Origin of the sequence: Stenotrophomonas sp. 704A1, assembly GCF_030549525.1 — a bacterium.
Lineage (GTDB): Bacteria > Pseudomonadota > Gammaproteobacteria > Xanthomonadales > Xanthomonadaceae > Stenotrophomonas > Stenotrophomonas tuberculopleuritidis.
In genome coordinates, this window is the sequence record NZ_CP130831.1 from 1,058,367 (window position 1) to 1,078,019 (window position 19,653).

The following is a 19,653-nucleotide window of genomic DNA, read 5'->3' on the forward strand; positions in this document are numbered from 1 at the left end:
GGGTGCGGCGGCCGCCCCAGCCTGAGGAAAACATCATGAGCAAGCCCCTGCAGGGTGAAATCGCACTGGTCACCGGCGCCAGCCGTGGCATCGGTGCCGCCATCGCCGATCTGCTGGCCGCCCAGGGCGCCACCGTCATCGGCACTGCCACCACCGAATCCGGCGCTGCCGCGATCGGCGAGCGCCTGGCCGCCCACGGTGGCCACGGCCGCGCCCTGAACGTGACCGATGCCGCCGCGCTGGACAGCGTGCTGGACGGCATCGCCAAGGAATTCGGCCCGATCTCGATCCTGGTCAACAACGCCGGGATCACCCGCGACAACCTGCTGATGCGCATGAAGGACGAGGACTGGGCGTCGATCATCGACACCAACCTCACCAGCGTGTTCCGCACCAGCAAGGCGGTCATGCGCGGCATGATGAAGGCACGCAAGGGCCGCATCATCAACATCGCGTCGGTGGTGGGCGTGACCGGCAATGCCGGGCAGGCCAACTACGCTGCGGCCAAGGCCGGCATCATCGGCTTCAGCAAGTCGCTGGCCAAGGAAATCGGTTCGCGCGGTGTCACCGTCAATGTTGTCGCACCCGGCTTCATCGATACCGACATGACCAAGGCGCTGCCGGAAGAAGCCCGCACCGCGCTGATCAACGACATCGCCCTCGAACGCCTCGGTTCGCCGGAAGACATCGCCCATGCGGTGGCCTTCCTGGCCAGCCCGGCGGCCGGCTACATCACCGGCGAAACCCTCCATGTGAACGGCGGCATGTACATGCCGTAAGCAAGGGGCGCAGGGATTGCGCCGCAAGTGGTTGATCTGCGAGGATTTTTGCTGCAATGCAAGGTCGCGCCGGTTTCCACTACACTATCCCACGGCCATCGCCTTTGATGGCGACCACTTTTTGAACCACTACTCCATCTGGAGCGATATCCCATGAGCACCATCGAAGAACGCGTCAAGAAAATCGTCGTCGAACAGCTTGGCGTCAAGGAAGAAGAAGTCACCAACAGCGCATCGTTCGTCGATGACCTGGGCGCTGACTCGCTGGACACCGTCGAGCTGGTGATGGCGCTGGAAGAAGAATTCGAGTGCGAGATCCCGGACGAAGAAGCCGAGAAGATCAGCACCGTGCAGGCTGCGATCAACTACATCACGGCCCACGTCAAGGCCTGATGCAGGACGTCAGTGCGCGTGCGGGCTTGCGCTCGCCGCGCACGGCACCCCATGGGGCCGCTGTTTGCGGCCCCGTGTGTTTGCGCATCACACCGAAGTAAACCGCGTTACCCGTAAAGAACGTTCGGGTCAGGAGAATCAGCAATGAAGCGTCGCGTCGTCGTAACCGGCCTGGGCATCGTCTCGCCGTTGGGCAATGATCTGGCCAGCAGCTGGGAAGGCATCACCCACGGTCGTTCGGGCATCGGTCCGCTGACCAACGTTGCTGATGCCTACGTGGATCGGTTCACCACCAAGATTGCAGGTGAGGTCAAGGGATTCGACATCACCGCCGACAATGAACTGTTCGGCAAATTCAGGGTCAGCGGCAAGGATGCCAAGAAGATGGACCCGTTCATCCATTACGGCCTCGGTGCCTCGTTCATGGCCCTGCACGATTCGGGCCTGGAGATCACCGACGCCAATGCCGAGCGCATCGGCGCCATCGTCGGCGCCGGCATCGGCGGCCTGCTCGGCATCGAAGAGCAGACCATCGAGTTCCACGAGGGCAAGAAGATCTCGCCCTTCTACGTGCCCAAGACCATCATCAACATGCTGCCGGGCCAGCTGAGCATCATCACCGGCCTGAAGGGCCCGTCGTTCTCGGCGGTGTCGGCGTGCGCGACCTCGAACCATTCGATCGGTACCGCGATGCGCATGATCCAGTACGGCGATGCCGACGTGATGGTGGTCGGTGGTGCCGAGCGTGGCTCGTCGCCGACCGCGCTGGGCGGCTTCTGTGCGATGAAGGCCATGAGCACCCGCAACGACGCCCCGGAACAGGCCTCGCGCCCGTGGGACAAGGACCGTGACGGCTTCGTGCTGGGCGACGGCGCCGGCATCCTGATCCTGGAAGAGTACGAGCACGCCAAGGCGCGCGGCGCGAAGATCTACTGCGAACTGGCCGGCTTCGGTGCCAGCTCCGACGCGTACCACATGACCGCCCCGAGCGAGAACGGCGAAGGCGCCGCGCGCTGCATGGTCATGGCGATGAAGGACGCTGGCGTGACCCCGGAACAGGTGGGTTACCTCAACGCGCACGGCACCTCCACGCCGCTGGGCGACCTGGGCGAGACCATGGCGATGAAGACCGCCTTCGGCGACCACGCCTACAAGATGATGGTCAGCTCCACCAAGTCGATGACCGGCCACCTGCTGGGCGCCGCCGGCGGCGTGGAAGCGATCTTCTCGGTGATGGCGCTGCAGGACAACGTGATTCCGCCGACCATCAACCTGGTCGAGCCGGGTGAAGGCTGCGACCTGGACTACGTGCCCAACGAGGCGCGCCAGGCCAAGGTCGACGTGGTGATGTCCAATGGCTTCGGCTTCGGCGGCACCAACGGCACGCTGATCTTCAAGCGCGTCTGACCTGTCTGTGGCGCCGGGCAACTGCCCGGCGCCGCTTGGTAGCGTCGAGCCATGCTCGACTCCGCCGTTGTGTAGAGTCGAGCCATGCTCGACTGAACGTGCAACCCAGTCGAGCATGGCTCGACTCTACATACGAAGAAGCCGCCGCAAGGCGGCTTCCGTGCATCTGATCCCGACCTGGCCGCCATGACCCACGCACCGCTGATCCACCCGCTGCCGCATCCGATCGACCTGCTGGCCCTGCAGCAGCACGACCCGGCACGCTTCCCGCTGCTGATGGAATCCACTGCCTCCGGGACCGCCCAGGGCCGCTGGAGCCTGCTGCTGGCCGCGCAGGGCGACGTGCTGCGGCTGGATGCCGATGGCCAGGTGCGTGACCAGCATGACCGGGTGCTGCCGGGCAGCTTCCTGCAGGCGCTCGACCATGCCTGGCGCGCACAGCGGCTGCCGCACGATGGCAGCCACAGCCTGCCGTTCCGCGGTGGCTGGGCGCTGATGCTGGATTACGAAGTGGCCAGCCAGATCGAAACCGTGCTGCCGGCGCGCGCGCGCGACGACGGTCGTCCGAGCGCACTGGCCCTGCGTTGCCCGGCCGCGCTGCTGCACGACCACGAGCACGGCACCGCCTTCGTCATCGCCGAAGCGGGAGAGCAGGCCCTGCTGGACGCGCTGGTGGCACAGGCGTCATCGGTACTGCCCGAAGCCGGGCAGGGCTGGCAGCCGCCGCAGTCGGTCAGCGAAGACCCGCCGCAGCGCTTCACCGACGGCGTGCGCCGGGTCATCGAATACCTGCGCGCCGGCGACGTGTTCCAGGTGAACCTGTCGCGGCGCTGGAGCGCGCAGTTCGCCGCGCCGGTCAGCCCGCAGGCGCTGTACGCGCAGCTGCGCCGCGCCAACCCGGCGCCGTTTGCCGGCCTGTTCAGCGCACACGGCCGCCACGTGGTCAGTTCCTCACCGGAGCGGTTGGTCTCCGTGCATGCCGGGCATGCGCAGACCCGGCCGATTGCCGGCACCCGTCCGCGCTTCGAAGGCGATGACGATGCCGCACGCATCCAGGAGCTGGTCGGCCACCCGAAGGAGCGCGCCGAGCATGTGATGCTGATCGACCTGGAGCGCAATGACCTGGGCCGCATCTGCCTGCCCGGCAGCGTGGTTGTCGATGAACTGATGACCGTGGAAAGCTATGCCCACGTGCACCATATCGTCAGCAACGTCAGTGGCCATCTGCGCCCCGAGGTGACCCCGGGCGAGGTGATCGCCGCGACCTTCCCCGGCGGCACCATCACCGGCTGCCCCAAGGTGCGCTGCATGCAGATCATCAGCGAGCTGGAGCAGGTACCGCGCGGGGCCTATACCGGTGCCTTCGGCTGGCTGAACCGCGATGGCGACCTCGACCTGAACATCCTGATCCGCACCGCCGAAGTGGATGGCCACGACGTCAGCTTCCGTACCGGCGCCGGCATCGTGGTCGATTCGGACCCGGACAAGGAGCTGGATGAAACCCGCGCCAAGGCCCGCGGCCTGCTGCGCGCGCTGGGCCAGCCGGGCTGAGGGCACGGGGCTTCGCCGGGCATGGCCCGGCGCTACCGGGAGGGTGACGCGTTGGTAGCACCGGGCCACGCCCGGCGAGCGAAGCGGGGTTTGGGACCCCCCGGCCATGACCCCACACCACCGGCACGGTATCCTGCACGACGGAATCGAGTTCAGAGGTAGTCCATGGCGGGAGCCAAGCGCGGGTGTCTGTTCGTGGTAACGCTGGTGGTGGTGCTGGGCGCCGTCCTGGCCGGCGCGGGCGCGTGGTTCTTCTACCAGCAGGGCCAGTTCGCGGACCGCCACATCACCCCGTCCGCCGAAAGCGTGGTCATCGCCAGCGGCGATGGCATGAATACCGTGCTGCGCAAGCTGCGCCAGGCCGGTGTGGACGAGGGCCAGGACACCCAGTGGCAGCTGCTGGCCCGCCAGCTTGACGCCGCCGGCAAGCTGAAGGTGGGCGAGTACGCACTGGACAACCGCCTGACACCGCGCGAACTGCTGCTGCGCATGCGCGCCGGCAAGGTGCTGCAGCACCGGGTCACGATCGTCGAAGGCTGGAACATCCGCCAGCTGCGTGCCGCGCTCAAGCGCGCCGAGCCGTTGCTGCACACCACCGATGCGCTGGATGACGCCGCACTGATGCAGCGCCTGGGCTTTGGCGGCCAGCACCCGGAGGGCCGCTTCCTGCCGGAGACCTATGTCTACCAGCGTGGCGACAGTGACCTGGATGTGCTCAAGCGCGCCCACGCTGCGATGGAAAAGGCGCTGGACGAGGCCTGGGAAAGCCGCGCGCCCGACCTGCCGATCAACAGCCCGTATGAACTGCTGACGCTGGCCTCGATCATCGAAAAGGAAACCGCGCTGGCCAGCGAGCGTCCGCAGATCGCTGGCGTGTTCATGCGCCGCCTGAAGATCGGCATGCGCCTGCAGACCGACCCCACCGTGATCTACGGCCTGGGTGCGGCATACGACGGCAACATCCGCCGCCGCGACCTGACCACCGATACGCCCTACAACACCTACACCCGTTCTGGCCTGACCCCGACCCCGATCGCCATGCCCAGCCGCGACGCGCTGATGGCCGCCGCGCAGCCGGCGCCCGGCGACGCGCTGTACTTCGTCGCCGTGGGCGATGGCAGTGGCGCGCACGTGTTCTCGCCCAGTCTGGACCGGCATAACGCCGCCGTAGCCCGCTACCTGCAGCAGCTGCGCCAGCAACGCACCCAGGAGACCCCGGCGCAATGAGTCCCGCGCTGCTTCGCCACCCGCGTTTCGTCAGCCTGGAAGGCGGCGAGGGCGCGGGCAAGACCACCGCCATCAACGCCATCCGTGACTGCCTGCGCCGCCACGGTCATGAGGTGGTAATGACCCGCGAGCCGGGCGGTACGCCGCTGGCCGAGCGCATCCGCGGCCTGGTGCTGAAGCCGGACGCCGAGATCGCCGCTGAACCGCTCAGCGCCGAAGCCGAGCTGCTGCTGGTGTTCGCCGCGCGCGCGCAGCATGTGCGCCAGGTGATCCGGCCGGCGCTGCGGCGCGGCGCCTATGTGCTGAGCGACCGCTTCACCGATTCCAGCTATGCCTACCAGGGCGGTGGCCGCGGCCTGGACCCGCAGTGGATCGCCGACCTCGAGCGCCGCGCCGTGGGCCTGCTGCCGGGCCTGACCCTGCTGCTGGACGTGGACGTCGCGGTCGGCCGCGCCCGCGCCAATGGCCGCGACCTGTGGCCGGACCGCATCGAGAGCGAGCAGGATGATTTCTTCCAGCGCGTGCGCGAAGTTTTCCGCCACCGCGCCCAGCAGGACCCGCAGCGCTTCGCCCTCATCGACGCCGCGCAGGTGCAGGAACGCGTGGCGGCCGACGTGGTCGCGCGCGTGGAGCGCTGGCTGCGGGACGGGGAGGGCGCATGAGCCACTTCTCGCCCTGGCAGCAGCGCGCCTTCGACCAGACCGTGGCCGCGCTCGATGCCGGCCGCCTCGGTCATGGCCTGCTGATCTGCGGCCCGGCCGGGCTGGGCAAGCGTGAGGTGGCGCTGGCGCTGGCCGACCATGTGCTGGCCCGCGGCGATGCCGCGCATGCGACGCGCACGCGGCAGCTGATCGCCGCCGGGACCCATCCGGACCTGCAGCTGATCAGCTTCATTCCGAACAAGAGCGGCGACAAGCTGCGCACCGAGATCGTCATCGAACAGGTGCGCGAGATCACCAACAAGCTGGCGCTGACCCCGCAGTACGGCGTGGCCCAGGTGGTGATTGTCGATCCCGCCGACGCAATCAATCGTTCCGCCGCCAACGCGCTGCTGAAAACGCTGGAAGAACCGCAGCCCGGCCGCTACCTGTGGCTGATCAGCAGCGACCCGGCGCGCCTGCCGCAGACCGTGCGCAGCCGCTGCCAGCGCCTGGAGTTCAAGCTGCCGCCACGCGAGGAAGCGCTGGCCTGGCTGCAGCAGCAGGGCCACAGCGAGGCAGCCGCGCGAGAAGCGCTCGACGCCGCGCGCGGCCACCCCGGGCAGGCCGACAACTGGCTGCGCGAAGATGGCCTGAGCCTGCGCCGCGAGGTGGGGCGCGAGCTGGAACAGCTGGCCGCCGGCAAGACCGGTGCGGTGGAACTGGCGCAGAAGTGGTGTGGCGACGACAACGCGGCGCTGCGCCTGCGCTTCGCCGCCGACCTGGCGCTGGCCCAGGCCAGCACCGATGCCTTGACCACGCCGGAGCGATTGCACAAGCTTGCAGCCTGGTTCGACGCTGCCAACCGCACCCGCGACCTGCTGCGCACCACGGTGCGTGCGGATCTTGCCGTGGTGGAACTACTGCTGGCCTGGAACAAGGTCAACGAGCGGCCTGCCGCAAGGGGAAATCGATGAGTGCCAGCAACGCCCGCCAGGGCATCCTGTCCCTGGCCGTGAAGGACAAAGCCGCGCTGTACAGCGCGTACATGCCGTTCGTGAAGAACGGTGGCATCTTCGTGCCCACGCCCAAGCGCTACTTCCTGGGCGACGAGGTGTTCCTGCTGCTGACGCTGCCCGATTCCAGCGAGCGCCTGCCGGTGGCCGGCAAGGTGATCTGGGTGACCCCGGCCGGCGCGCAGGGCAACCGCACCGCCGGCATCGGCGTGCAGCTGGCCGATGGCCAGGAAGGCGAGACCGTGCGCCACAAGATCGAGACGATCCTGGCTGGCCTGACCGGTTCGGACAAGCCGACCCATACGATGTGATTCCGGTAGCGCCGGGCCATGCCCGGCGGGCCTCGAAAACGGACGTGAACACGAATGTGAAAACCTGTTGACGGCCCCTGAAAAGCCCCTATAATGAGCGGCTCAGCAACACACCGGGCGGTTAGCTCAGCGGTAGAGCATTGCCTTCACACGGCAAGGGTCACAGGTTCGATCCCTGTACCGCCCACCATATAAAGTGCCTTGATATACAAGGGCTTATGATCAAAAAAGCCACCTCGAAAGAGGTGGCTTTTTTGTTTTGTAACAGCCTCATAACGGCAAAACGGGTATGGCGTGCCAGCCATCGCCTGCAGGCCATGCATGGGGCCGCAATGGAACGGTAAGTGGAGCTAAGCCCGCCTTCTCCAGTCTCCGCAACCGCTCGCCGTGATCATTCTGGCTTTTGTGCGTTCGCCCGACGGAACGCCTCGACGGCTTCTGCCACCGCTTCCTCAGGATTTCTGGGGAGGATGTTCACAGGGATGACTACCTCGCAGTCCACGGGCTCACGTCCTTCAATGCGAAGTTCCACCACAGCATTTCCCATCGCGCGGTGGAACACCGTGTAGAACTCGCGAACGTCTTCCTCGATTGGCCTGTGCTCGTCGTTCTGCAGCAATCCGCTATTCTCCAGTTGCGCGTGGATTTGCCCTTTCAGGAAATCAATCACGAACGCAAACACCATCGTCATGCGGTCGTTGAACAAGAGCACTCTGGCGGCCCCTTCATGCACCGCGTCCACCCTCATGATGAGCCGGCTAAGACCTGGCATGGGGCTATCCGGCCATAAGTTGAGCGCCACAGCCAACCCATCCAAACCAAGCTCTCCTTCGGGGGTTCCGCCTGCCTTCAACGCAGCGAGCGCCCCTTCGTTAATCAGCGGTTCCCAGGGCTCAATGCGATTGCGGGTTCGACAAAGCTCCCACGCTGTCGGCACCTTCAACTCGCTGGCGATGTAGTGCTTGGCCAGTTCTCGCATCAGGACCAGGTCGGCCTCAATCCGCCGGCGATCGGCCGGAATGTCCGGATCGACGATGCCGCCACCGAAGGATGCATGCGCCACGGCGTTCCGACCGCTGTCATACAGGTGCCGCCCCACATCCATGCCATCCTCACGCAGTTGGGCCACTCGGGCTCCAGCCTCGCCCGTCATGAGATCCACGTGGCGAGCAAACCAATCGGCGCGGTCGGCGCCCTGTTGGTATTGCGATTCAATTACCTTGAAGTAGCTCAGGAATGCGTAACTGTCGTGGACCCGTGTCAGGCGTTGCCCTTCCCGCCAGAACGCCAAAGCAATGCGCACGTTCTCCGACTCGATGATCGGCATATGATTGCAATCAAAATCTCGATCTCCGAACTGGCCCACTTCGGAATAGGCCTGCCGCATTTGCGCGCCAAACCCCATGGGGTGGCTGCCCTGGATGGTTTCGACCACATCCACGTATCCGTTCAAGAACCACCCCAGAACGGAGGTCAGTCGATAGACCTTGGCCAGTCCCTCTTCAATCTGCTGTGAGGTCCCCGGCACAGTGACGGCTGGCGCGGTGGGTTGCTGTCCGTTCTCGGTGCCGCGCAGGATGAAATCGTCCTCGGCGTACCGGATCCACACGTCCTTCTTCGGCCACGGTATGGAACTCGCCACCGCAGCGGACAGCCATCCCATTCGGCTGCGGAGCTTGCGCTCCACCTCCTCGCCAAACACATGGGGCACATACGGGGTCCGCACCGTTCCTCTCCTATGCGGCGACCTTGCTAGCGTCCGGCCACACCTTGAGCAACAACCCAAACAAGTGCTCAGTGCGCTTGCGAATGGCGTCCTCGTGCCAGTCGTCCGCCTCGGGGCCGTGGAAATACTGCGTCAGGTTGATCTTCGAATACTTCAACAGCTCGGGCCGCTTGGCCGACCATGCCGCGTTCTGCAGCGACGAATTGAATGCCCCCGTGATGAGCGTGAGGTTGCCCAAGGTGTTGAGCATCACCTCGCGCCGGGCGATGGCCTCTTGCTCGACCACCGGGTCCGCCTTCGCCTCGGCCGGCAATGGCCAGTGCGTTTGCCACGTCTGTGGCAACACGTGTTCGATGGTCAGGTTGGTGGGGATGGCCAGCACGGGGCTCTTGGTAGACTGCGCCGCGGCGTCAAGCGCTTCCAGGACCGCGCGGACCTTGTACTGGGCGATGCGGCCGTAGAGCGGCCATTCGAACACTGCGGTCAAAAGCTCCGAGTCGATGGGGAACTTGGTGCTCTCTCCCGCGCCTTTGCGCAAGTGCTCGGCCACGGCCTTGGCCGTCAGGCTGCCTCCCTTCTCCATCGCCTTGATGAGATCCACGAACAGGCGGTTATAGTTCTTGCTCGTGTAATTGGTGATGAGCCGGCGCATGAGGAAGGATTCAAGCACCGCCAGCACCTTGTCGAACTCGGTCTGGTCGTCGGGCATGAGCTCCGCATAGGCGTGCAGCAGGAAAGGGTAAACGGTGGTGGTGTCTACCGCTTCCAGGTTGCGCAGGAACCGGGCCAAGGCCAAGTGGCCGTCGGGATGGTGGAAGGCTTCGAACACATCGGCGTAGCGGGAGAGCTGGCGAATGTGACCATCCGCGTCCGCCGGCACCGGAATGAGCGACCCCGGCACCGGCTCGGCGTATTCCACAAAGGCCTTGAAGGCGTTGAACAGGTGTGAGGTCTTCACCTCATCTCGGGTCATCAGGGCTAGGTAGTGGTTGATGAAGAGATCGATGCGGTGGCGAGTGATGCGGCCTTGCTTAACCTCTTCCCGCCAGAACCCACCTTCGAAGCGCGCCCAATGCTGATCGTTGAGCGCTTCCACGTCCGCCTTTTGGTTCAGCGCCTTGCGGAACAGGTAGTTCTTGATGAGGTCGGCCGGCAACAGCTCGGTGCCGCGGGCATTCAAGGTTTCGAAGATGACCTGGGCCTCGTCTTCCTTGTCGAGGTTGATCACCACCAGCTGCAGGCCGCGGTTCACCACCTGCCACAGCGTTTCCAGGCGATCGGCGACCGTCTTGCTGGCCAGCTCGGGCGTGTCGTCGACGTCGTCCAGCTTCCCGTTCAACCAGTCGGACAACCGGGCGTGAAAATAGCGGTAGGCGCCGACGAGGTTGCTGCGGGCGAGCTCGGGCTTGCCCTTCATTGCCTTGTCCAAGTCTTGCAGGTTCAAACTCGCGTGGATGGTCTTGAACGCCGCCCGGTCGCTGTTGGTCGGCCACAGCTTGAACTTCTCGCTGGGGTCTTCCACCAGGTCGTCGTCGTTCTCCACCAAGCCCGTGAAGCGCCCCACGTAACGCTCGGCGCCGTGCTCAGCCGCCAAGTTGCGCCCCGCCATCAAGAACAGTTGCAGCGTGGTGAAACGCTGCTGCCCGTCGATGACCTGGCGCGCTTCCACGGACCCGGCCGGGTTGGGCAGTTGCTCCAACACGATGGCGCCCAGAAAGTGGGCGCGGGCAGCCCCGGTGCGCAGATGCCTATCGAGCAGCGCCAGAATGTCGTCCCACAACGGCTTCCAATTCTCGTCCTCCGCCCACACGTAGGGCCGCTGAAAAAGCGGCACCTGGAAGTTCACGCTGGGATCGAAGATGGCCTTGAGCTGACGGGTGTTCGCGTCCAAGTGGTCCCCTGTTGGTTGTGGCTGTCCCCAGCGGCCAGCTTACCGCGAACTAGGTTGCCCCGGTCCCGTCTCAAGGACTGAGTCAGAGTACGAGGCGCGCGCCGGCCCCAAGGCCGGCATTATCAGCCAGCTAGGCCACCGAGGTGCAGCCCTCGGCTATGATGCGGCTATGCCCGTCTCCGATGCCAGCGCCTTTGCTCTGCTCCGTGCCTTCGGGATGCTGGAGTTCACCCTGAAACGCACGCCGGGTTTTCTGGCGGCTGATGGAAATCCACTAGGAAACCAGCGGGCAAAAGCAAAGGCGGATTGGCCGGCCGTTGATCGCGCGGTGGCCGCGCTGGAGCCGGCGGACTTCCTCGACCAGCTGTCCGGGTCAACGCTCGCCAAGCTGCTGGGTGGAGCGCGCAACCGGCCGCAGGTGCAGTTCGTGCAAGTGGCTGCCGACGGCACCTGGAGCGCGAACTACGAGGACAGCCCCTTGCCACGCAACGACGTCGAAGCGCTGGTGGTCGCCATGCGGCGTGTGCGCAACAACCTCTTCCACGGCGGCAAGGAAGACCCATTGCAGGAGCCCTACCAGGGCGACGACGAGGAATGGACGGTGGCCGCCCGGGAAGTTGCCGGACTGCTGCTGGATCTGCTGGACCGTGGGGTGCTCAGGCCATATCCGCGAGACTGACGTCGCCTCTCGAAAGCGATCTTGCCGCCCAGTCCGACCACCTACTAAATGAAGTCATGAAAATAGACCGCGCCACCGCCTGGAAAGCCAAGTTGCCCGCCTTGACCCGGGCCCGTTGGCCCATCCGCTGCGGCCACGTGTTTTCGGCCGACGAGCCGGCGCTGCTGCGAGAAGGTATGTGGCCGCGCGACATGGACGATCGCTGTACCGTTTGCCTCGACGGCCACGCAATGCGCTGCTGGCGCTCGTGGACCGGCACGTGCATCTACGAAACCCACGTCGCGGTGGGCGAGGACGGCACAGGGGGCGCAGGGGTGCTGGACGTGCTCGACGACTCGGCCACGTACCGCCGCGCCGGCACCGACGCCGCCGCGCTGGAGCGCTTTGAAGGGATACTGCCGCTGGTGTGGCGCCGCGAGGACGACCGCGACGCGCTGGCCGGTGTGACGGCCATCGGTGGCTAACCATGGCCCGAGTCCCGGCCAACATGCTGTTGCTGCACCAGGGCGAAGAGGAGTTGTGCCAGCGCGCCGTGCGCCTGGTCGAAACCAACCCCGACTTGGCCGACCACCTGGGCATCACCGAGCGTGCCATGGACGTGATGGACATGCTGCGCCAGCACTACCAAGCCGACGACGACGAACGCGCCATCAGCCATCTTGGTATCCGCACGTTCAATGGCTTTGCCACCGCGTGGAAGCTCATGGCATCGGGCTATTACCAGGCGGCCACGCTCATCCTGCGCGACATCGTGGAGACCACCAACCTGGTCAATGCATTCCATGTGGACCGCGCGCTCATCGAAAGGTGGCGCAAGGCGGACCGACGTACGCTCAAGCGGGATTTCGGTCCCGCGGCCGTGCGCAAGATCCTCGACGACGCTGCGGGTTTGGGCAAGAGCCAGCGCGAGGCTATCTACATCAAGTTCTCCATGCTGGCTGGGCACCCCACGCTAGACGGGTTCGCCATGCTGCGCCCCAACGGCATGGACGCGCACATTGGCCCGTTCTCAGACCTCACGGCGCTGCGCGCAGTGCTGGAGGAAATGGGTATACTTGCCCCGCAAGCCGGCTTTGCATTTTGCATCTACCTGGACACGTCCATTGACGCGTGCAGCCAAGTCGCGCACTACTTCTTGACCGGCGCGATGGATTACTCGGGCAAATACTTGGGCAAGCCCTACTCGGATGAGGAGCGTTCGGAAGTCGATCGGTTGTTTGCACGCTCGCCTTGAGGTGCGCTGATGAAATGGGACTTGAAAGTGCTTCGGGGACACGTGGAGCGGCTGTTCGGCGAAGAGCAGCTGCGCACAGTCAACCAGTGCTTGCGAACCATCGGCGACCGGCGCGAGTTCAGTCGCTACCACTTCAACGAAGCTAAGGGCCGAATGGAGGGTGCCCTCCAGGGCCGCGAAACTTTCGAGTTGACTGCCGCGCTCCTTGGGGCGTTCGACACCGACGATCGGCAGTTCAGCACCGCACGATTTCAGGCGTATGCGCACACGGTTGCCTGCGTCCAGAACATGCACGCGGTCGTCGACAATATGGTCCATTTCGCCTACTACGTCCTCGGCGTCAACTTGGACCCGGCCACCCGCATTGAGAAGGAGCGCGACATCACCTGGTCCAAGGTGAGCAAGAAGCTCGTCGCGGGGCCCATCAAGGATGGGTTGAGCGCCTTACTGGACGATCCGGGCTTCACCTACCTCGCGGCTCTAAGCAACCACTCCAAACACCGTTCCATCGTCGAGGTTTCCTACTCGGTGAACTTCGAGTCGGACGCGGTCGAACACGGTCTGCGATTCAACCCCTTCACCTACGATGGGGTGACATATCCCACCAAGTGGGTTCGCCCCACGCTGATCGACGAATACCAGCGGCAAGAGGGCTTGATACTGATGATCGGCAACGCGGTGAACGACGAGCTCAGGGATCGATCCTGAGCTCGACGGTCAGCGACGCACCAAAGCCGCCTGCGATGGGGCGTAAACGTAGTCGGTGATCGTCCCGTCCTGGATGCGCTTTACTGCTTCGTCGATGACGTGGAGCGGCACTAGGAACCATCGCGCGGCTTCACCGGCTTGCCGAACCGGTCCTCGATCGTCAGATCCAGCCGGGGTTCCTGGAAAATGCGTTGGAACAGGTTCTCCAAGCGGGTGCGGTTGAGGATGGACAGCTTATAGGTGGGCACCATCTCGACCTTGGGATGACACGCACATGCTTCTTCGACTTGAAGCGGGTGGTGCCGTGACGGGCGTCGTAATCACTGCACAGCGCCGCCGCAGGATCGCCGGGGCGGCAGCCGGTCCACGCGATGCACTCCATGTAATCGCGCAGGTAAGCGTTCCCGGCTTTGTCCAGCAGGGCGCGCCGTTGCTGGCGCTTCAGATACAGGTCACGGCGTTTGCCGGCATCCTGATAGGGCTTGACGCTTTCCCATTCAAACGCACGGTCTTGGGCCACCTTGCGTAGGGGGACTGCGCGGTTCAGCGCCGCAACCAGCGGAGTACGCATCCGGTTGACGCTGGCCTTGCTCAACGGCCCGGCGGCTGGCGGCCAGCCGCGCTTGCTCGGGAGAGGCGTTAGCTCACCACGCTTCACGCGTTCGCGCCAAGCTTCCAGATCATCCTGGTGCAGCTTCGCTAAACGGATCTTCCCTAGCGGATCACCGTAGACCGTCCGCTCAACCGGCGCTCTGTGTCTGCGGCTGCATCCTTGCGGCCTTTGCTGCGCAGCCAAGTGACATAGACCCGGCAAGCGTCGGCCACGCTGTCCTTGACCACTTCTGACGGCGCTCCCTGCTCGGCCGTTTCGGTCAGCAGCTTGCGGGCTTGCGTGCGAGCTGCTTCGGTAGTGACACCCGGCCACTTCCTAGTGCACGGATATTGTTCCTATGCCATTGCACGTTCCTGGACTTCACGCCGGATGGCTGGACACGCAGAAACAACTGCGGAACTGCCACATCCCACAGTCGATAGGGTTCGGATTCGGGCTTCAGGGCCGTAACGATGGCCGGGGCAGCTTCTTTGCGAGCTTCACTACGCCTCCGTAACAGCTCCTATAACAGCAATTTGGATTAGCCTTCACACGGCAAGGGGCAAAGGTTCGATCCCCGTACCGCCCACCATGTTGCAGAACGAAAGAGGCTTCCAGCAATGGGGGCTTTCTGTTGCCTGCGATCCAGCAAGATCAGCTGGAAGCGCACACCGTTTCAGCCTTGTCCGTCCAGCAGTTCGCGCGCGATCATCGCTGTTCCATCCAGCAGGTCATGGCCGCTGCCGGCCTGCACCACCACGCCCAGCAGGCTGCGGCCCACCTCAAGGTTGCCCGCGCTGAGTTCCATCTCACCTTCAAAGCACAGATCGGCCAACCACTCGTGGGCCTGCTGCAACCCGCGTTTGCGGGTACGGCGGAACTCTGCGAGCAGCTTGTCGCGGCCGGCCTCATGCTGGCCATCGGCGAGCAGGCCGATGGCGCCGCCATGGGCCGCGCGCCAGTAGCGGGGCAGCGGTCGGCCGTTCGCGTCCACCGCCTCGGCTGCAAACTGTGCACAGTACATCTCGTAGCGTTTGCCGGTGGTGCTGGCGGGCACGATGCCGGCCTCGGCCAGCAGGCGTTCGGCTTCATCCAGTTTGCTGAATTTCAAGCGCAACAGCGCAGGGCGGCTCAGTTGTTGTGCCAGCGCCTGCTGGTTGGCGGCGAACCAGACGTTCCAGCCCACGGTTGCGCGGCCTTCCAGTGCGGCCTTGAAGTACTCCAGGTGTTCGGCGTCCATTGCGGTCTCCTGCGCTCCCTGCGCGATTGTAGCGGCACCGCCCATGCCGCCGATCAGGCTGCGCTGCCCGCCAGGCAGTGATGCGCCTCGCGTACCAGTTGCCGCGCTGCCAGGATCAGGCCATCGGTGTGGAAGGCGCCCAGCTGCTCATCCGGGCCGCTGTCCACCCGCGCGCGTTCGGCGGCGTGCAGGAGATCAAGCAGCACGGCGAGTGGCACCGAGCGTGCGTGCGGCGCAGCGCTGTCCGTCTGCATCGTCTGCTTGCCGGATGGCATTGAGGCAGGCGAAGAACCGGGCCGGCGGCACGGGGGGATGCTGGTCGCGCAATGCGCACTCGATCTCGCGTGCGAGGTCTTCAGGCACGTCGGTGGCGATGTCGCCAATCAGTGCGTGCAGGTGGGGATGGATGGAGGTGCGGTTGGTCATGGCGAAACCCTCACTGGCGTAGGGCCACCTTGCGGAGTGAAGGTGGCGGACGGTGCGGGTTGGCGTACCAAGGCTGAAAAGCTCACAGGGAGAAAAGGCCTGGCGGATCTTGCGATCCCCACGCACCGCCCGCCATGCAAGGCAGCCGGTGCATTCTCTTTGCTGCGATCGATATCGCAACATCCTGTGAGCCTGTTCATTTATTCGAGACGCCAATCCCGGCCAAGGCAACCTGCCTCGGCGAGGCGATCTTCGATTCGTGCAAACACGGAAGTCAGTGAGGAACGTTGCAACAATGTCCTGCAGGAGCCGGCGTTTCCGGATCTGTGCAGCCCACCACTCTCTCCATGTGCGCCCCATCGTCCATGGCGCACTCCGCTGCCCGCACCTGAACCGGACTGTGCCGCTCGACGGTCGCCTCGGAGTGGCAATCACGTCATCCGGCGCGTGACCCCGTCGAATGTGCCGTCAATGAGAGCAGGCGTTCCATTCCTGCGCTGTCCCACCGGCCCGGGCAGGCGTAGTCTCGGCCCGTTGCCGTGCCCATCCGCCCTGGAGTGCCACCATGCCGCTCGCCCGTATCGATCTTCGCAAAGGTAAATCCGCCGACTACCTGCACCGCGTCGGCGAAACGATCTACCAGGCCATGCGCGCGGTGGGCGTGCCGGAAAATGATCGCTTCCAGATCTTCCAGGAACACGCGCCCGGCACGCTGATCTACGACCCCGGCTATCTGGGCGTGGACCGCAGCGACGACTTCATCTGCATCCAGATCACCTGGAACGAAGGGCGCACGCTGGAGCAGAAAAAAGCGTTGTACCTGGGCATTGCTGAGGGCCTGCACGCGGCAGTGGGCATCCGCCGCGAGGATGTGTTCATCAACCTGGTGGAAGTGAAGAAGGAAAACTGGTCGTTCGGGAACGGGCAGGCGCAGTATGTGCGTTGATGTGCACCGGGTACCCGCGCATGGCGTGGATCCCGCGGCTGGCGCTGGCCCCTGCGTCACCGTGTCGCAGGCAGTAAACCCTGGACGGGGTCCAAGGTTGGCTGCGGGCCCGTAGAATGGCCCCGTGCGTCACTCTGTCCTCCATCGCCGGTTCCAGGCCCTGGCATGGCTTGCCATGCTGCTGGTGCTGCTCGCCCCGCTGGTGAGCCGTGGTTTGGCGCATGGCCACGTTGCGGCTGCCGCGCCGGCGGTGGCGATGGATCACGCGATGCACGCAGAGCATGCGCAGCACGCGATGGAAGGGCATCACGACCATCACGCGATGGCGATGCCGCACGGCGAGGCCGCAAAGAAGCCGCCTGGCGATCCACATGCCGAGCATGAAATGGGCGTGGACTGCGAGTACTGCCTGATCGCGGCGCGATTGATCACCCTGCTGGTGGCGGCGTTGCTGCTGCTGGTGCCCTTGGTGCCGATGTGCAGGGAGCGGTTGGGTGCGGTGCTGGCGTTGCCTGCGCGCCTTGCTGGAACCCTGGGCGCGCGTGGACCGCCGCGGGCGTTCGCTGGCTGAGCCGCGCACGCGAACGCCGCCGGGCATGGCCCGGCGCAACCGATCTGATTGAAGCTGCTGGGCATGGCCCGGCGTTGTCGAGCTGATTGAAGCCGCCGGGCATGGCCCGGTGCACCCGCGTGCGACCTTCTTTCTGCTGCTCCTGTTGATGGGGCGGCATTGCATGCCGTGGAAACATGAAAACGAATCCGAATGTCGTTGCCCTGCGCTGGGCGACGCTGCCGGCGCTGTGCGCCTGCGCCCTGTACACCGCACCGGCCCGCGCCGATGCGGCAGACCCCACCACCCTGGACACCGTGCGCGTGGTCGATACCCGCCATGGCGAACTGTCGGCCGTGCCCAGCGCGGGCTCGGCCCTTGGCCTGAGCGTGCTGCAGACGCCGGCCGCGCTCACCGTCATCGACCGCGAGCAACTGCAACAGCGCGGCGACAGCAGCCTCAACGATGCGATCAGCCGTGCGGGTGCGATCAGTGCGATGCCGCACCCGGGCAACGGCCTGAGTGCGCTGTCCAGCCGCGGCTTCACCGACGGTGCTTCGGTCATGCGCCTGTACGACGGGCTGCGCCAGTACGGCGGCGTGGGCATCACCTTCCCGTTCGATACCTGGTCGATCGATCGCATTGAAGTGTTGCGCGGACCGGCGTCGGTGATCCATGGCGATGGTGCGATCGGCGGCGTGATCAACATCGTGCCGAAGAAGCCTTCGCGCGGTGCGATCGACAACGAGATCAGCGTAACCGTGGGCAGTGAGGACACCGCGCGCCTGGGCGTCGGCAGTGGCGGCGCACTGACCCCCGAGCTGGCCTACCGGCTGGATGTGAGTGGCAACTACAGCGGTGGCTGGGTGGATCGCGGGCGTAACAGTGACGCGACATTCTCCGGTGCGTTGCTGTGGCAGCCGCGCGCGGACCTGCAGCTGACCCTCACCCATGCGCAGGGCTACCAGCAGCCGATGCGCTACTTCGGCACGCCGCTGGTGGAGGGCCGCCAGCTGGACGCGCTGCGCCACCGCAACTACAACGTGGCCGACAGCGTGATCCGCTTCCGTGACCGCTGGACCCAGCTCGATGCGCTGTGGACGCCGACCGCGAACGTGGAATGGCGCACGCGCCTCTACCAGATCGACAGCCAGCGCGATTGGCGCAATGCCGAGGCCTATGTCTACAACCGCGCTACCGGCTTGATCGATCGCTCGGGAAACACCGAGATCACTCACAACCAGGACCAGACCGGGCTGACCTCGACGCTGCGTGTGCAGGGGCAGGTAGGCGGGCTGGCCAACAGCTTCGCGGTGGGCCTGGATGCCAACCGCGCGCACTTCAGGCACACCAACAACACCTATGCCGGCAGCTCTGGCCCGGTCGATCCGTTTGACCCTGTGCCGGGCCAGTTCGTCAGCGATGCGCCGAATCTGCCGCGCTACCGCAACGGTGCCGAGCAGTACGCACTGTTCGTGGAGGACCGGTTGGCGCTGAGCGAGCGCTGGTCGGTACTGGGCGGCCTGCGCCACGATCGCGCGCGCATCGATCGCACCGATCTGATCAGCGGTGCGGCGGCGTTCTCGAAGACCTACAGCAGCACCGGCTGGCGCGCGGGTACGGTGTTTGCGTTGCGCCCGACGTTGAGCCTGTACGCACAGTACGCGCAGGCGGCCGACCCGGTCAGTGGCCTGTTGATGATCAGCCCGGCCAACGGTGCCTTCGATCTGGCCAAGGGGCGGCAGATCGAGGTGGGCGTGAAGCAGGCCTTTGACGGTGGCGAGTGGACGCTGGCGGCGTACCGGATCCGCAAGACCGGGCTGCTCAGCCGCGACCCGCTGGTGCCGGATCGTCGGGTGCAGGTGGGCGCGCAGACCTCGCGCGGTATTGAAGCCTCGTTGAACTGGACCTTCGCGCCGCAGTGGTCGCTCGATGCCAATGCCACGGTGTTGAAGGCGGAATTCGAGGACTTCCTGGAAACCACCGGTTCGCCGGCGGTGCTGGTCTCGCGCGACGGCAACGTGCCGCCGAACGTGGCCGAGCGGCTGGCCAGTGCGTGGTTGAGCTGGCAGTTCCTGCCCGACTGGAGCGCGGCCGCAGGTGTTCGCTATGTCGGCAAGCGCTACGCCGACAACGGCAACACCTTGGAGCTGCCGGGCTACAGCACCACCGACCTGGCGCTGAGCTGGCAGGCGGCACCGCGCACGCGGGTGAGCGCACGCCTGTTCAACGTGTTAGACAAGGCGTACTACGCGACGGCGTACTACACCAGCACGCAGTGGCTGCTGGGCGCGGACCGCCGCGTCGAGTTCACTGTCGACCACCGCTTCTGAGGGGGC

General features: G+C 65.3%; 21 protein-coding genes, 1 tRNA gene and 1 pseudogene. 16 read left to right on the forward strand and 7 right to left on the reverse strand.

The features are described 5' to 3' along the window. Nucleotides 1–35: 35 nt before the first annotated feature. From fabG to Q5Z10_RS04860, 9 genes are all read left to right on the forward strand, one after another. A complete protein-coding gene (gene fabG / locus Q5Z10_RS04820; protein ID WP_005408312.1) occupies nucleotides 36–779 on the forward strand; it encodes a 3-oxoacyl-ACP reductase FabG in 744 nt (247 codons plus the stop codon). A 153-nt stretch (nucleotides 780–932) separates the two neighbouring features. Further along, nucleotides 933–1,172: an acyl carrier protein gene (gene acpP, locus Q5Z10_RS04825; RefSeq protein ID WP_303638132.1), complete on the forward strand. Its 240-nt coding sequence runs from the start codon at nucleotides 933–935 to the stop codon at nucleotides 1,170–1,172. A 144-nt stretch (nucleotides 1,173–1,316) separates the two neighbouring features. Then, entirely contained in the window at nucleotides 1,317–2,579 is a 1,263-nt protein-coding gene (gene fabF / locus Q5Z10_RS04830; RefSeq protein WP_303638133.1) for a beta-ketoacyl-ACP synthase II, read from the forward strand. 186 nt (nucleotides 2,580–2,765) lie between these two features. Next, nucleotides 2,766–4,130: an aminodeoxychorismate synthase component I gene (locus Q5Z10_RS04835; protein ID WP_303638134.1), complete on the forward strand. Its 1,365-nt coding sequence runs from the start codon at nucleotides 2,766–2,768 to the stop codon at nucleotides 4,128–4,130. Nucleotides 4,131–4,295: 165 nt separating this feature from the next. After that, nucleotides 4,296–5,357, forward strand: a complete 1,062-nt coding sequence (mltG, locus tag Q5Z10_RS04840) for an endolytic transglycosylase MltG (protein WP_303638135.1) — start codon at nucleotides 4,296–4,298, stop codon at nucleotides 5,355–5,357. Then, nucleotides 5,354–6,019 (forward strand): dTMP kinase, encoded by a 666-nt coding sequence (gene tmk / locus Q5Z10_RS04845; RefSeq protein WP_303638136.1) that lies wholly within the window; start codon nucleotides 5,354–5,356, stop codon nucleotides 6,017–6,019. The genes mltG and tmk overlap by 4 nt, the downstream gene beginning before the upstream one ends. Then, complete coding sequence (locus Q5Z10_RS04850) at nucleotides 6,016–6,972, forward strand: DNA polymerase III subunit delta' (RefSeq protein WP_303638137.1); 957 nt, start codon at nucleotides 6,016–6,018, stop codon at nucleotides 6,970–6,972. The genes tmk and Q5Z10_RS04850 overlap by 4 nt, the downstream gene beginning before the upstream one ends. Next, complete coding sequence (locus Q5Z10_RS04855) at nucleotides 6,969–7,322, forward strand: PilZ domain-containing protein (protein WP_025874071.1); 354 nt, start codon at nucleotides 6,969–6,971, stop codon at nucleotides 7,320–7,322. The genes Q5Z10_RS04850 and Q5Z10_RS04855 overlap by 4 nt, the downstream gene beginning before the upstream one ends. Before the next feature lie 115 nt (nucleotides 7,323–7,437). Then, nucleotides 7,438–7,512 (forward strand) — tRNA-Val (locus Q5Z10_RS04860). 201 nt (nucleotides 7,513–7,713) lie between these two features. Here the strand turns inward: Q5Z10_RS04860 and mauJ are convergent. Both mauJ and Q5Z10_RS04870 read right to left on the reverse strand, forming a co-directional pair. Next, the gene (gene mauJ / locus Q5Z10_RS04865) at nucleotides 7,714–9,048 is read right to left on the reverse strand and encodes a methylamine utilization protein MauJ (RefSeq protein WP_303638138.1); all 1,335 of its coding nucleotides are present in this window, start codon (nucleotides 9,046–9,048) and stop codon (nucleotides 7,714–7,716) included. Between the two features lie 10 nt (nucleotides 9,049–9,058). Beyond that, entirely contained in the window at nucleotides 9,059–10,939 is a 1,881-nt protein-coding gene (locus tag Q5Z10_RS04870) for a DUF262 domain-containing protein (RefSeq protein ID WP_303638139.1), read from the reverse strand. Between the two features lie 169 nt (nucleotides 10,940–11,108). Between Q5Z10_RS04870 and Q5Z10_RS04875 the strand changes: the two genes are divergently transcribed. Genes Q5Z10_RS04875 through Q5Z10_RS04890 form a run of 4 tightly spaced genes read left to right on the forward strand, consistent with a single transcriptional unit; the run spans nucleotide 11,109 to nucleotide 13,560 of the window. Beyond that, nucleotides 11,109–11,618: a hypothetical protein gene (locus Q5Z10_RS04875; RefSeq protein ID WP_303638140.1), complete on the forward strand. Its 510-nt coding sequence runs from the start codon at nucleotides 11,109–11,111 to the stop codon at nucleotides 11,616–11,618. Between the two features lie 56 nt (nucleotides 11,619–11,674). After that, complete coding sequence (locus Q5Z10_RS04880; RefSeq protein ID WP_303638141.1) at nucleotides 11,675–12,082, forward strand: hypothetical protein; 408 nt, start codon at nucleotides 11,675–11,677, stop codon at nucleotides 12,080–12,082. A 23-nt stretch (nucleotides 12,083–12,105) separates the two neighbouring features. Continuing rightward, the gene (locus tag Q5Z10_RS04885) at nucleotides 12,106–12,852 is read left to right on the forward strand and encodes a hypothetical protein (protein ID WP_303638142.1); all 747 of its coding nucleotides are present in this window, start codon (nucleotides 12,106–12,108) and stop codon (nucleotides 12,850–12,852) included. A 9-nt stretch (nucleotides 12,853–12,861) separates the two neighbouring features. After that, nucleotides 12,862–13,560 carry a hypothetical protein gene (locus tag Q5Z10_RS04890; RefSeq protein ID WP_303638143.1) on the forward strand — a complete coding sequence of 233 codons (699 nt, stop codon included), beginning with the start codon at nucleotides 12,862–12,864 and terminating at the stop codon, nucleotides 13,558–13,560. Nucleotides 13,561–13,569: 9 nt separating this feature from the next. Here Q5Z10_RS04890 and Q5Z10_RS04895 read toward each other — a convergent pair. From Q5Z10_RS04895 to Q5Z10_RS04915, 5 genes and pseudogenes are all read right to left on the reverse strand, one after another. Beyond that, a pseudogene (locus Q5Z10_RS04895) lies at nucleotides 13,570–13,820 on the reverse strand (GIY-YIG nuclease family protein); the annotation flags it as partial. Further along, complete coding sequence (locus tag Q5Z10_RS04900; RefSeq protein ID WP_303639244.1) at nucleotides 13,721–14,155, reverse strand: hypothetical protein; 435 nt, start codon at nucleotides 14,153–14,155, stop codon at nucleotides 13,721–13,723. The pseudogene Q5Z10_RS04895 and the gene Q5Z10_RS04900, both read right to left, overlap by 100 nt. A gap of 673 nt (nucleotides 14,156–14,828) precedes the next feature. After that, nucleotides 14,829–15,392 (reverse strand): hypothetical protein, encoded by a 564-nt coding sequence (locus Q5Z10_RS04905; protein WP_303638144.1) that lies wholly within the window; start codon nucleotides 15,390–15,392, stop codon nucleotides 14,829–14,831. Nucleotides 15,393–15,445: 53 nt separating this feature from the next. After that, a complete protein-coding gene (locus Q5Z10_RS04910; RefSeq protein WP_303638145.1) occupies nucleotides 15,446–15,598 on the reverse strand; it encodes a hypothetical protein in 153 nt (50 codons plus the stop codon). After that, nucleotides 15,588–15,818 (reverse strand): hypothetical protein, encoded by a 231-nt coding sequence (locus tag Q5Z10_RS04915; RefSeq protein ID WP_303638146.1) that lies wholly within the window; start codon nucleotides 15,816–15,818, stop codon nucleotides 15,588–15,590. Before Q5Z10_RS04915 ends, Q5Z10_RS04910 begins: the two co-directional genes overlap by 11 nt. 565 nt (nucleotides 15,819–16,383) lie before the next feature. Between Q5Z10_RS04915 and Q5Z10_RS04920 the strand changes: the two genes are divergently transcribed. From Q5Z10_RS04920 to Q5Z10_RS04930, 3 genes are all read left to right on the forward strand, one after another. Beyond that, nucleotides 16,384–16,764, forward strand: a complete 381-nt coding sequence (locus Q5Z10_RS04920; protein WP_303638147.1) for a tautomerase family protein — start codon at nucleotides 16,384–16,386, stop codon at nucleotides 16,762–16,764. Between the two features lie 175 nt (nucleotides 16,765–16,939). Then, on the forward strand, nucleotides 16,940–17,335 hold the full coding sequence (locus Q5Z10_RS04925) for a DUF2946 family protein (RefSeq protein ID WP_303639137.1): 396 nt from the start codon (nucleotides 16,940–16,942) through the stop codon (nucleotides 17,333–17,335). Between the two features lie 176 nt (nucleotides 17,336–17,511). Beyond that, a complete protein-coding gene (locus Q5Z10_RS04930) occupies nucleotides 17,512–19,647 on the forward strand; it encodes a TonB-dependent receptor (protein ID WP_303638148.1) in 2,136 nt (711 codons plus the stop codon). The last annotated feature ends 6 nt before the right edge of the window (nucleotides 19,648–19,653 follow it).